At 72.3% G+C, this 12,705-nt stretch carries 11 protein-coding genes; 4 read left to right on the top strand and 7 right to left on the bottom strand.

Annotation, left to right across the window (positions count from 1 at the left end; genetic code table 11):
* Positions 1 to 3 precede the first annotated feature (3 nt).
* Positions 4 to 696, bottom strand: a complete 693-nt coding sequence (locus tag ABZS37_RS17580) for a lysophospholipid acyltransferase family protein (RefSeq protein WP_354994902.1) — start codon at positions 694 to 696, stop codon at positions 4 to 6.
* 417 nt (positions 697 to 1,113) lie between these two features.
* Between ABZS37_RS17580 and ABZS37_RS17585 the strand changes: the two genes are divergently transcribed.
* Both ABZS37_RS17585 and ABZS37_RS17590 read left to right on the top strand, forming a co-directional pair.
* Positions 1,114 to 1,956, top strand: coding sequence for a DUF308 domain-containing protein (locus tag ABZS37_RS17585; protein ID WP_355170094.1), 843 nt, complete (start codon positions 1,114 to 1,116; stop codon positions 1,954 to 1,956).
* 158 nt (positions 1,957 to 2,114) lie between these two features.
* The gene (locus tag ABZS37_RS17590) at positions 2,115 to 3,611 is read left to right on the top strand and encodes a trehalose-6-phosphate synthase (RefSeq protein ID WP_355170096.1); all 1,497 of its coding nucleotides are present in this window, start codon (positions 2,115 to 2,117) and stop codon (positions 3,609 to 3,611) included.
* 42 nt (positions 3,612 to 3,653) lie between these two features.
* Here ABZS37_RS17590 and ABZS37_RS17595 read toward each other — a convergent pair whose 3' ends face one another.
* The 6 genes from ABZS37_RS17595 to ABZS37_RS17620 form a co-directional block, all read right to left on the bottom strand.
* Positions 3,654 to 4,448 (bottom strand): alpha/beta fold hydrolase, encoded by a 795-nt coding sequence (locus tag ABZS37_RS17595; protein WP_355170139.1) that lies wholly within the window; start codon positions 4,446 to 4,448, stop codon positions 3,654 to 3,656.
* A 54-nt stretch (positions 4,449 to 4,502) separates the two neighbouring features.
* Positions 4,503 to 5,909 carry an NAD(P)-binding domain-containing protein gene (locus ABZS37_RS17600; protein WP_355170098.1) on the bottom strand — a complete coding sequence of 469 codons (1,407 nt, stop codon included), beginning with the start codon at positions 5,907 to 5,909 and terminating at the stop codon, positions 4,503 to 4,505.
* 115 nt (positions 5,910 to 6,024) lie between these two features.
* Entirely contained in the window at positions 6,025 to 6,729 is a 705-nt protein-coding gene (locus ABZS37_RS17605; protein WP_355170100.1) for an endonuclease/exonuclease/phosphatase family protein, read from the bottom strand.
* 11 nt (positions 6,730 to 6,740) lie between these two features.
* Positions 6,741 to 7,688 (bottom strand): ROK family glucokinase, encoded by a 948-nt coding sequence (locus ABZS37_RS17610; RefSeq protein ID WP_355170102.1) that lies wholly within the window; start codon positions 7,686 to 7,688, stop codon positions 6,741 to 6,743.
* 77 nt (positions 7,689 to 7,765) lie between these two features.
* The gene (locus ABZS37_RS17615) at positions 7,766 to 8,470 is read right to left on the bottom strand and encodes a hypothetical protein (RefSeq protein ID WP_355170104.1); all 705 of its coding nucleotides are present in this window, start codon (positions 8,468 to 8,470) and stop codon (positions 7,766 to 7,768) included.
* Positions 8,471 to 8,501: 31 nt separating this feature from the next.
* Positions 8,502 to 8,957, bottom strand: a complete 456-nt coding sequence (locus ABZS37_RS17620; protein ID WP_355170106.1) for an SRPBCC family protein — start codon at positions 8,955 to 8,957, stop codon at positions 8,502 to 8,504.
* Positions 8,958 to 9,177: 220 nt separating this feature from the next.
* Between ABZS37_RS17620 and ABZS37_RS17625 the strand changes: the two genes are divergently transcribed.
* Together ABZS37_RS17625 and ABZS37_RS17630 are read left to right on the top strand one after the other, a co-directional pair.
* On the top strand, positions 9,178 to 10,992 hold the full coding sequence (locus tag ABZS37_RS17625; protein WP_355170107.1) for a long-chain fatty acid--CoA ligase: 1,815 nt from the start codon (positions 9,178 to 9,180) through the stop codon (positions 10,990 to 10,992).
* 14 nt (positions 10,993 to 11,006) lie between these two features.
* Positions 11,007 to 12,698, top strand: coding sequence for a GAF domain-containing sensor histidine kinase (locus tag ABZS37_RS17630; protein WP_355170109.1), 1,692 nt, complete (start codon positions 11,007 to 11,009; stop codon positions 12,696 to 12,698).
* The last annotated feature ends 7 nt before the right edge of the window (positions 12,699 to 12,705 follow it).

Consider the following 12,705-nt stretch of genomic DNA (forward strand, 5'->3'; position numbering starts at 1 on the left):
GGATCAGGCGGCCACCGGCGCCGGGACGGGCTCCTTGAGCTTCTGGGCGTAGATGTCGACGTACTCCCGGCCGGAGAGCTCCATCAACTCGTACATGATCTCGTCGGTGACCGCGCGCTCGACGAACCGGTCGCCGGCCAGACCGGCGTAGCGGGAGAAATCCAGCGGCGTCCCGAAGCGGATCCGCACCCGATCGATCTTGGGGATGAGCTTGCCCGGCGGCTGGATCTCGTCGGCGTTGAGCATCGCCACCGGCACCACCACGGCACCGCTCTCCAGGGCGAGCCGGGCCACCCCGGTCTTACCCCGGTAGAGCCGGCCGTCCGGCGATCGGGTGCCCTCGGGGTAGATCCCCGCCACTCCCCCGGCGCGCAGCACCTGCAACTGGGTGTCCAGTGCGGCGCGGGCGGCCTGGCCGCCGGAGCGGTCCACCGGAATCGTGCCGGTGCCGACGAAGAACATCTTGGTCAGCCAGCCCTTGATCCCCTTGCCGGTGAAGTATTCGGCTTTGGCCACGAAGGTGACCTTCCGCGCGGTGATCAGGGGCGTGAAGATCGAGTCGGAGAAGGAGAGGTGGTTGCTGGCCAGGATCACCGGACCGGTCGCCGGCACGTTGTGCAGGCCCTCCACCTGCGGGCGGAAGATCAGCTTGAGCAGCGGACCGAGGATGACGTACTTCAGCAGCCAGTAGAGCACCGGCGTCCCTTCCCACGATGTGCCCGCGACGGCGCCAGGCCCCGGGAACGCCGTCGTCGCCGAGGAGCCTACGAAGCGGGGACTCCCACCACAACGGACGAAGTGCGGAAGCTGACCACATCGACCACGGTCGTCCAGGTATGCGGCCGCCGCCTCGATCGCTGGCAGTTCAGCAGGGCGGCGCTCGGCGTGTCGAGTCGCTCAGACGTCAACGATCATCGAGATAGCACTTGTTGCGCAAGAACGGACAAAGAGCCCCTGCCGCGACCTGCGGCAGCAGCCGTGACTTTGGAAGACGCGACACAACGCACTCCCGGAACCCGCCCCTGACGTGTCACGATTCAGAGCACGGCGTGCGGACGGGCGTCGAGGGGCAGGGGTGGCCGCGCCGGAAGGCGCGTTAAGGGGGCAGTCCGGGTGTCAGCGGGTGGTGCCCGCCGGGGACGGCGGGACAACGGGCTCGACGCGAACGAGTACGCCGTCGTCGGCGATGTCGATCCGCGCGTCGGCGAGCACCTGCTCGACGTGCTGGCCGCCGGCGGGATCGCCGCCTACCTGCAGCCCTCCGCCGACCTCAACCCGGTCACCCGCACCACCACCGTTCCGGCCCGGCCGGTCGACCGGCTCTACGTCGACCGCTCGCACCTGACCACCGCACGGGACTACCTCACCCAGCTCGCCGACGAGACCACCCCGGAGCAGCCGCCGGCCCGTGACGAGCCGGACATCGACGCCGAGTGGGCGCGGATCGTTGCCGGCTTCCACAGCACCTCCACGGTCGGCGAGCACCCGTGGCCGGCTGCGGAGGACGTGGACGAACGGGACGAAACGGCCGCGGGTCCGCTGGCCCGCTCCGGCGCCGACGAGCCTGGCCCGACCGCTACCGACGTCCGGCGGCTGCCGTCCGCGACGGACATCTCCGGCATTTCCATCGGGCGCGGCACCCGGCCCGACGAGCCGTCGCTCCTCGACGGGTTGGACACCTTCGGCGCCGACCTGCCCGACGACGAGGACGACGAGGGTTACCACCCGCCTCCACCACCGCCGCTGCCCCGCGTCAGCAAGTACGCGGTGATCGGCGTGCTCGGGGTGGTCATCGGGTTCGCGCTCTTCCTCTTCCCCTGGCTGCTTCCGGTGGACCGCTCGGCGGTCACCCTGTTCGGGTTCACCGGCATTCTGGCCGGTTTCGTCACGCTGATCTGGCGGCTGCGCCCCGGCGACGAGGACGAGGACGACCCGGACAACGGCGCCGTCGTCTGATTCCGGCCCGCATCCCGGGACGGTCGCCGGCCCGCTGCGGGCGTAACAGTGGTGTAACTTACTGTCAGTAGGAATACCGCTGTACGTCACTTCCCCCGCTGACTGACCGGTTTTTCCTTGCTCGCGGCGGTCAGCCTCTGCTGATCGGAATGCCCGAGATGCGACAGAGTTCCCTCGTGGTGGTGGCCAACCGCCTCCCCATCGACGACAGCCAGGCTCCCGACGGGGCCTGCGAGTGGCGGCGCAGCCCGGGCGGGCTGGTCAGCGCGCTGCACCCGCTCCTGCGACACACCCCGGCGACCTGGGTCGGCTGGGCCGGTGGCGTCGGGCCGGCCCCGACGCTTCCGGACGTGGACGGCGTCCGGATGCACACCGTCGCGCTCACCGCGGAAGACCTGCGCGACCACTACGAGGGGTTCGCCAACGCCACCCTCTGGCCGCTCTACCACGACGCCGTCGAGCAGCCGCAGCATCACCGCCGCTGGTGGGAGGCGTACCAACGGGTCAACCAACGTTTCGCCGAGGCGACCGCCGAGGTGGCCGAGCCCGGCGGGGTGGTCTGGGTGCAGGATTACCACCTGCACCTGGTCCCCGGTCTGCTCCGCGCGCTCCGGCCGGACCTGCGCATCGGGTTCTTCCTGCACGTGCCGTTCCCGCCGCCAGAGCTGTTCATGCAGTTGCCCCGTCGGGCCGAGCTGCTGCGCGGCATGCTCGGCGCCGACCTGGTCGGCTTCCAGCGAGCCCAGGCGGCGCACAACTTCGCCCAACTGGTGACCAAGGTGCTGGAGCTGCCGGCCACCGACCGCCGCATCGGCATCGACGACCGGGTCGTGCGCATCGGCGCGTTCCCGGTCTCCATCGACACCGCCGAGATGGGCGCGCTCGCCGCCCGTCCCGAGGTGGCCGCCCGCGCCCGCCGGCTGCGTCAGGACCTCGGCGATCCCCGGCAGGTCATCCTCAGCGTGGACCGGATGGACTACACCAAGGGCATCGAGCAGCGACTCAAGGCGTACAGCGAGCTGCTCGCCAACGGCGACGTCAAGGTCCGCGACACGGTGCTGGTGCAGGTCGCGATGCCGAGCCGGGAACGCGTCGGTCAATACCAGATCCTGCGCGAGCGGATCGAGCGCGAGGTGGGCCGCATCAACGGCGAGTTCGGCCGGGTCGGCGAGCCGGCGATCCACTACCTCACCCAGCCCTTCGACCGGGCCGAGCTGGCCGCGCTCTACCGGGTCGCCGACGTGATGGCGGTGACTCCGCTGCGCGACGGGATGAACCTGGTCGCCAAGGAGTACGTGGCCGCCCGGGTGGACGACACGGGCGCTCTGCTGCTCAGCGAGTTCGCCGGCACCGCCGCCGAGCTGTCCCAGGCGTACCTGGTCAACCCGCACGACCTGGAGGGGCTCAAGCAGGGGCTGCGCGCGGCGTTGCGGGCCAGCCCGGCCGACGTCACCGAACGGATGCGGGCCATGCGCGCCTACCTGCACCAGCACGACATCCGGGCCTGGGCCCGCTCCTACCTCCGCGCGCTGGACGAGGGCGGAGCCCTGATCAGCTGGCTGACCAGCACCGACGCCAACCCCGAGGGCGCCGCTCGGGTGCCCCGACCCGCCACCCCGAAGGGCAGCCCGGCAACCCGCCACGCCAGCGGCTGACCGGCCGCAGGGGCCTGTCCGGCCGCAGGGCCGCCTGCTCGCTCAGTGCGCCGCGGGTTCCTTCTCCAGCCAGTCCAGGATCGCGTCGATCGGCTCCGCCCAACGCGAGTCCAGCATCAGGTCGTGGCCCATCCCGGGAAAGAGCAGCGGGGCCGAACCGTACTGGCGGGCGATCCGGGTCAACGTCGACGCCGGCACCACCCGGTCATCCGGGCTGCCCAACACCAGCACCGGAGGCGTGCCCACGGCCGGCTCGGCCTCCGGCTCGCCCAGCAGAGCCCACTGCGCCCGCCGGCCCGCCCGACCGAGCCGTCCGACGTACCGCCGGGCCTCCTCGTCGGGCAACTCACGGCTGAACAGCTGCCCACGGTTGAGCCGCAACGGGCCGCCGAACACCGCCGGCAACGTGCCCGCCGGGTTGCGGCGCAGCGCCGCCCCCAAGACTCCCCAACCGCCGAAGACCGGCGCCACCAGCACCGCGCCCCGCGCCGGGTAGCGGGCCAACGCGTGCGCCACCACCAGGGCCCCGGCGCCGTGCCCCACCAGCACCGCCTGACGCGGCAGACCCGCGGCCACCTGAACCACGTCGTGGGCGTACGCCCGCAGCGTCGCCTCCGGCGCCGGCTCGCTGCCACCGTGCCCGCGCAGGCTCATCGCGTACGCCGGGAAGCCCCGCGACGCCGCGTGACCCAACCAGTGCTCGGCGAACGCCCACGCACCGTGCCCGAACCCGGGGACGAAGAGCAGCGGCGGGCGCCCCTCCTCCTGCTCGGGAGTGGCGCTGAGCACCTCCCGCCGTGCCGGTCGGACCGGGCGGGACCACTCCCGGCCCCGCATGATCCGCAGCTCAGTCACGGGTCTGCCTCTCGCTCGCACCTGTGCGGTCGCCGGTCACTTGCCCTCCAGGTCGACTAGGGCGCGCTGGACGGCGCGCAGGTAGTCGGCGTGACCGACCTCGAACCAGTGCCGGCTGCTCTCCTTGACCTGCCCGGAGTAGCGCTCGCCGGCCCGGTCACGCACCCGAGACGCGAACGCCGCGGCCCGCTCCGGTCGATCCCGGCGGGCCCGCAGCAGTCGGGCGAAGAGCACCGTCTGCCAGTGCGACAGGGTGAACAACCCGGAATCCGGCTGCACCAGGCCGGCGACCGCCAGCGTCGGATGCCCCGGGGTGAACGCGTTGAGCCACAGCGTGGGCCGACCCGCGCCGGCACTGTCACCGAACACCGAGGCGTCGAGGAACTCGAAGCGCGGCAGGTAGCCGGTGGCGAAGATGACCACCTCGGGGTCGATCTCGCGGCCGTCGGCAAGCTCCACGGCGTACGGGTGGAACCGGGCGATGTCGGGCACCGGGCCGATCGCGCCGTGGCCCACGTAGTAGACGAGCTGGCTGTTCGCGATCGGGTGCGTCTCGTACACCCGGTGGTCGGGCTTGGGCAGGCCGAAGCGGGTCAGGTCGCCGACGGTCAACCGCATCGTCCAGTGGTAGAGCCACTGCCGCACCCGCAGCGGCACGCGCAGCGCCAGCAGGGCGTCGTTCACCTGGTCGGCGGGGCGGCCGAGCACGTACTTCGGCGCGTACCAGTAGCCGCGCCGGGTGGAGTGCCAGCAGCGTGACGCCTGCTGGGCGGCCTCGACGGCGATGTCGCAGCCGGTGTTGCCGGCGCCGACCACCAGCACCCGCTTGCCGCGCAGCTGCGCGGGGTCCTTGTAGGACGAGGCGTGCATGATCTCGCCGCGGAACTGCTCCAGCCCCTCGTACCGGGGCAGCTTCGGCGACCAGTTGTGGCCGTTGGCGATCAGCACGGCAGCGTACCGGGAGGTGCGCTCCGGGCCGTACCCGCCGGTGGAGCGGGTGGTCACGTCCCACCGCTCCCCCTCGGCGGGCTCAACCCGGATGACCTCGGTGCCGAACCAGATGTGCGAACGCAGGTCGAAGTGGTCGGCGTACCGCTCGAAGTACGACAGCAGCTGACTGTGGTGTGGGTAGTCCGGCCAGGAGTCCGGCATCGGAAAGTCGGGGAACTGGGTGAACGGCTTGGACGACAGCAGGTGCGTGCTGGCGTACACCGGGCTGCGGTCGTGCCGCCAGTTCCAGGCGCCGCCGACGCCCGTCTCCCGTTCGTAGCAGTCCACGCCGAACCCGTGCTCGCGCAGATTCTTGATGGCCGTCAGGCCGCTGGCCCCGGCCCCGATGACGCAGACCGTGTCGCCCCGGTCGGAGACTGGCCGGCCGTCGCTGCTCTGCGCGGACGGGGTCGCTTCCGGGTCGGGCCGGCCGTGGTCGGTGGAGGTGGACACCGGGACATCTCCTTTTGTACGGCACGCGTGCCGGTCGCCGCGAAATCCTCTCCACAACGGAGCCGGATGTCCAGCCCTGACGCGGACACGTCGACGGTCGAGCCGGGGTTGGGGGTCAGCCGGTGGTGGGCAGCAGCAGGTCGACCAGGACCGGGAAGTGGTCGCTGGCCAGGCGGGTCTGCGGGGTGTCCACCACGTCGTAGTCGACCACGGTGATCCGCGGGTCGACGAAGAGGCCGTCGATACGTCGGCGCGGGTCGGCGCAGGAGTAGGTGAGCCGGTCGGCCCGGTCGGCCGCCACCGCCGCGTCGGTCAACCCGCGCGCCACGGTGGCCCACGCCGGCCCGTCCGGGCCCTCGTTGAGGTCGGCTCCGGCCAGCACCGGGCTGGTCGCCGCGTCCAGCCCACGCTTGAACTCGGCGGCCTGCCCGGGACGCTCGGCCGGATCGGTGGACAGGTGCGAGCCGGCGAGGGTGAACCGGGCGTCGCCGACCCGGCAGTCGGCGTACGCGGCGCCACGCAGGTGCCGGCCAGGGGTCAGCGGGAAGCGCTGGCACCGGGTGCCCCGCACCTGGACCCGCAGGCTGGTCAGCAGCAGGTTGCCCAGCGCGGGCAGCCCGCCGGCGGCCACCACCAGGCCGAACGACTCCGCCAACGTGGCGGACTTCTGCCGCCACCGGAACCGGCGCGGCCCCTCCTGCACGATCACCACGTCCGGCGCCACGGCCCGGACCACCGCCGCCAGCGCGGCGGTGTCGTCGCGCTGGCTGTGAATGTTGTACGACACCACGCGCAGTGGCACGCCCGCACCCTGGCCCATCCCGGACCGCCTCAGATCCGGCGGGCCAGGTCGGCGGCGCCGATCACACCGGCACTGTTGCCCAGCTCGGCCGGGAGCACCTCGGCCACCGGCAGACGACCGCGCTGGGCGAGCGCGTCGAGGTACGAGCGGCGCGTCGGCCCGAGCAGCAGGTCACCGGCGTCGATCACACCGCCGCCGACCACCAGGGTCTGCGGGTCGAGGATCTGCGCCATGTCGGCGAGGCTGGTGCCCAGCCACCGGCCGATCTGCGCGAACGCCTCGGCGGAGATCGGGTCGCCACCCTGCGCGGCGGCGGTCACCATCGGGCCGGTGATCGCCTCGACCTCACCGCCGGCCAGGTCCAGCAGCGCGGTGGCCCGGTTGGGCTCCTGCCGGGCGCCGGCCCGGGCGAAACGCACGAGGGCGCTGCCGCTGGCGTACTGCTCGATGCAACCCAGCCGGCCGCAGCCGCACTGGTGCCCGTCCGGCACGGCCAGCATGTGGCCCAGCTCCGCGGCGATGCCGTGCGCGCCCCGCATCAGCTCCCCGCCGAGCACGATGCCGCCGCCCACGCCGGTGCCGATGGTGAACATGATCATGGAGTCGTCGGCGTCGCGGGCCGCGCCGTAGCGGAACTCGGCCCAGGCGGCCACGTTGGCGTCGTTTTCGACGATCACGGGAAGGCCGACGGCCTTGCTGACGTACTCGCGCAGCGGTTCGTCCCGCCAGGCCAGGTTGGGGGCGAAGAGCACGGTCGAGCGGCTGGCGTCGATCCAGCCGGCCGCGCCGATGCCGACGGACTCGATCGTCCGCCCGGCAGCCAGCTCGCCGACCAGCTCGATGATGACGTCGCGGGTCTTGCCGACGTCATCGGCGGGAGTGTCCCGTCGGGTCTGCACGAGGACCGTGCCGGTGTCGTCCACGACACCGCCGGCCACCTTCGTGCCACCGACGTCGACTCCGATGGTCAGCGTCACCGCTGGCGCTCCCCTCTGCTGTTGCTGTCCGGCCCGCGTCCCGGCGGTATGCCGGTCCGGGTCGGGATGTCCCGCGCTCAGGCGCCGTCGCCCGGAGCTTCCGCGCCAGTGTCGTCGGGCACCCGCGACGCGGGCACCACGGGACGGGCGGTCGGTGCCGGTACGGTCGCCGACCCGGCCTCGTCGACGGGTGGTGCGGCGGCCGGGGCGAGTGGGTCCGCCGTCCGGGTGGCGACCGACCAGACGTCCCGCTCCGGCGCCGGCTGAGAATCATGCCCGGTACGGGTGGCATCGCGCCAGACGTGATCGTCGCGGGCCGTGCTGGACGGGTCGTTCCCGGCTGGCTCCGGGAGCACGCCGTCGGTGCTCGCGGCGGGTGCCGGCGGCGGCGGGGCGGTCGACTCGGATGCCGGCTCGGACGGGCTCGTCGCGGGCGGCTCGGCCGGGGAGAACGCGCGGAGCAGGCTGGCGACGCCCGCCGCGAGGTCACCGGCGCCGGTCGCGAGGCGTTCGGCGAATTCCGGACTCGGGTCCCGCAACGCGGCGATGCCCCGACAGACCGGGCAGACGCAGCATTCCGCCGAACCAGTGGCGAAAGCACCGCTGGTGCCGGAACGCCCGTCCGGGCCGGCACTGTGACCGAGGACACCAGACAGCAGCCCGCCCAACGAGCCGAGGGCGCCCCCCGCCGAGCCTGCGGAGGCCAGTCGCGCCCCCGCGAGCAGGGTGGCGACCAGCCGCTCCGCCTCTTCCCGGGCCGAACCCGGATCCGTTCCGCCCACCCTCGGCTCCTCTACCGTGTCACCGGACACGTCATTGCGCCGCACCGGTTGCTTCTACCCGGCGCTTGAGCTGCTTCAACGCGGTGTCCATGATCATCTTTTCGGCCTTGCGCCGAAACATCCCGAGCATTCCCACCGACAGCTCGACCTCCAGCGTGTAGGTCACCGAGGTGCTGCCGTCCGGGTTACCCACCAGGTCGTACGAACCGCGCTGGGTCTTCTGCATCTTCGACGGGGCCACCAGGTGCCACTCGATGCGGGACAGGTCCTCGGCGTACTCGTAGGCGAGCACGTACTCGTCGGCCATCACCCCGGCGTCGATGATGAAGTGCACCTGACTGGCGTACCCGTCCTCGTACTCCTCGACGACCTCGGCGCGGCGTATCGCGTCGGTCCACTCCGGGTAGCGCGCGAAGTCGCAGATGACCGCCGTCACCCGATCCGGTGCGGCGCCGATGATGATCGACTGGGTGGAGGAGTCCGCCATGGGGGGAGGCTACCCGGCGGGTACCGCCCCCACGTCGCGCCGCCCCCGCCGCGCGGGGCAGCGGGGCTCGGCATCCCCACCGGCAGCGTCGGCCCAACCGCCACGAAGTCCCCCGGGGCATCCTGCCTACTCCACCTGGACCGCCCGCCGGGTAGGTTTCGAGGCAGCCGACGCCCACGGTGACGGCCAGTCCGACCAGTGCGAGCACGAAGGAGTGCAGGTGCGCGAGTTCTCCGTCCCGCCGATCGTCACCGTTGGCGACGCGGCCAACCTCACCGATCCGGTCTGGGACAACGCCGAGGTCGCGCCCGACACCGTCCAGTTCGCCCGCCCCACGTCGGGCACCGAGGGCACCGCCACCGCCTGGGCCGAGGTGACCTGCCTCCAGTTCCGTGACGAGGTGGCCGCCGTTGCCCGCGGGCTGATCGCCGCCGGCATCGAGCCGGGTGTCCGGGTCGGGCTGATGAGCCGTACCCGCTACGAGTGGACGCTGCTGGACTACGCCATCTGGACCGTCGGCGCGGTCACCGTGCCGATCTACGAGACCTCCAGCCCCGAGCAGGCCGCATGGATCCTCGAGGATTCCAACGCAGTCGCCATCGTGGTGGAGACCGAGGCGCACGCCGCCCTGGTCGCCGATGTCCGAGACCGGCTGCCCGAGCTGAACCACGTCTGGCAGATCGACCTCGGCGGGGTCGACGAGCTGGTCACGACCGGTGCCAGCGTCGAGCTGGCCGAGGTCGAGCGGCGGCGCAAGGCCGTCCGCGCCGACCACCTGGCCACGATCATCTACACCAGCGGCACCACCGGCCGGCCCAAGGGCTGCGTGCTCACCCACCGCAACATGTACGCCGACATCGCCAACGCGGTGCCGGTGCTGCCGAACCTGTTCAACGCCGGCGCGTCCACCCTGCTCTTCCTGCCGCTGGCGCACGCCTTCGCCCGGCTGATCCAGATCGGCGTCGTGCAGGCGCGGGCCACCATGGCGCACTGCGCCGACACCAAGAACCTGGTCGCCGAGCTGCAGGACTTCCGGCCGACCTTCGTGCTCTCCGTACCCCGGGTGTTCGAGAAGGTCTACAACGCGGCCAAGCAGAAGGCCGAGGCCGACGGCAAGGGCGGCATCTTCGCCCGCGCCGAGCACGTCGCCATCGCGTACAGCGAGGCACTGGAAACCCCTCGCGGACCCGGCCTGGCGCTACGCGCCCAGCACGCGGTCTTCGACCGGTTGGTCTACGGCAAGCTGCGTGCCGCGCTCGGCGGACGGTGCCGGGACGCCATCTCCGGAGGCGCCCCGCTCGGCGCCCGGCTCGGTCACTTCTTCCGCGGCGTCGGTGTGACGATCCTGGAGGGTTACGGCCTGACCGAGACCTCGCCCGCCGCCGCGGCCAACCTGCCCAGCGGCACCCGGATCGGCACCGTCGGCCGCCCGCTGCCCGGCGTGGCCGTGCGGATCGAGGACGACGGCGAGATCCTGATCTCCGGTGAGCTGATCTTCCAGGGTTACTGGCGCAACGAGGCGGCGACCGCCGAGACGATCAGCTCCGACGGCTGGTTCCGTACCGGTGATCTGGGCCAGCTCGACTCCGACGGCTACCTGACCATCACCGGCCGCAAGAAGGAGCTGATCGTCACCGCCGGCGGCAAGAACGTCGCCCCGGCCGTGCTGGAGGACCTGGTCCGGGCCCACCCGTTGATCAGCCAGTGTGTCGTGGTCGGTGACGCGAAGCCGTTCATCGCGGCGCTGGTCACCATCGACGAGGAGGCGCTGCCGACCTGGCTGGCGAGCGCCGGGCTGCCCGCCGACACCTCCCTCGATCAACTGCGCGAGGACGAGGGCCTTCGCAAGGAGATCCAGACCGCGATCGACACCGCGAACCAGGCCGTCTCGAAGGCCGAGGCCATCAAGGTGTTCCGGGTCCTGCCCCGCGACTTCACCGAGGCGACCGGCGAATTGACCCCGTCGCTCAAGGTGAAACGCCAGGTCGTCCACAAGACGTACGCGGCGGAGATCGCCGATATCTACCGGGGCTGACTACCATCCGTCACGTGCCCGCATCCACAGCCACCGCACCGCACCCGCATCCCCTCGCCGCGGCCGCCCGCCTGGTGATGCTGGCGCTGGTCGCCATCCTGACCCTGTTCGCCACCCGCGACGTCGCCCAGCTGTGGTGGATCGCGCTGCTGGCGGTCGCCGGGCTCCCGTCCCTGCTGGCCCCGCAGCACCGGCTGATCGGGCCGCTGAGCCGGGTGGCCGAGGTGGTGGTGCTGGGGCTGGCCGCGAGCCACGTGGCCGCGGTCGCGTCGATCGGCGGCACGGTCGACGGGCTGGGCGCGTCGGCGATGCTCCCCTACCTGGCGGTCCCGGTGACCGTCACCGCGCTGCGCCGCCGCTTCTCCGAGGGCGCCGCCCTGCTCGCCGTCACCGCCGCCACCCTGCTGGTCAGTGGCGCGGTGACCGAGGTCGGCGGAGGGCTCCAGCTCGGCCAGCCGGGTTACCTCGCGGTCTGCGCGCAGTGGCTGATCCTGGCGGCGCTGGGGCTCTACGCCGCCGGCACCCTGCACCGGGTCATGGCGGTCCGTGGTGAGGGCAAACCGCAGCCGTACGCCGAGGCGACCCGGCTGCTGACCCAACTGCGTACGGTGGCCCGACAGCTGCCCGGGGCGACCCTGGACCCGGGCGGCATCTCCGAGCACCTGCTGGAGGAGTTGCGCACGGTGGCACGGGCGGACCGGGGCGCGGTGCTGTCGGCCAGCGGCGGCGGTCGGCTCGTGGTGCTCGCCCAGGCCGGCGTCGACCGGGTGGACTGGGAGACGACGCTGGACGCGGACTCGGCGATCGCCGACGCCTGGGCCAGTCAGCAGGCGCAGACCGCGGCGCGATCGCAGTCCCGCTCGCACCGCGGCGGCGACGTGTCCGCGCTGATCGTTCCGCTGGTCGCCGGGGTGCGCACGGTGGGGCTGGTGGTGCTGGAGGCGGACGTCGCCCACGCGTACCCGCCGCCGGTGGTGTCCCGGGTGACCGCGCTGACCCACCCGGCCGCGCTGCGGCTGGAGGCGGCGCTGCTCTTCGACGAGGTGCGCTCGCTGGCCACCAACGAGGAGCGGCAGCGGCTGGCCCGGGAGATCCACGACGGGGTGGCGCAGGAGCTGGTGATGGTCGGCTACGGCATCGACAACGCCCTGGCCACCGTCTTCGACGACGCTGACGAGACCGCCGAGGCCCTGCGTACGCTGCGCGGCGAGGTGACCCGGGTGATTCAGGAGCTGCGGCTGAGCCTCTTCGAGCTGCGCAGCGAGGTGGACCGGCAGGGCGGGTTGGCCGCGGCGATCGCCGAGTACGCGCGCACCGTGGGCGCCTCCGGCGGGCTGCGGGTGCATCTCTCGCTGGACGAGTCCACCGCCCGGCTGCCGGCGGCCACCGAGGCCGAGTTGCTGCGCATCGCGCAGGAGGCGGTGACCAACGCGCGAAAGCACGCTGGAGCCTCGAATCTCTGGGTCACGTGTGAGGTTGACCCCCCGTACGCGCAAATAGAAGTGTCGGATGACGGTCAGGGGATGGCTGACCAGCGCCCCGACGGACGGTACGGTCTTGCGATCATGGCCGAGAGGGCGGAACGTATCCGGGGCCGGTTGGAGATCAGGCCGCGGCAACCCAGCGGCACGACCGTGGCGGTGGTTCTTGGCACCTCGTCCCGGCGCGATAACGTGCGCGACAGCGCAGCACCAGAAGGGGAGTAACCCGAGG

Source organism: Micromonospora sp. NPDC005413 (genome assembly GCF_040606435.1).
GTDB lineage: Bacteria > Actinomycetota > Actinomycetes > Mycobacteriales > Micromonosporaceae > Micromonospora.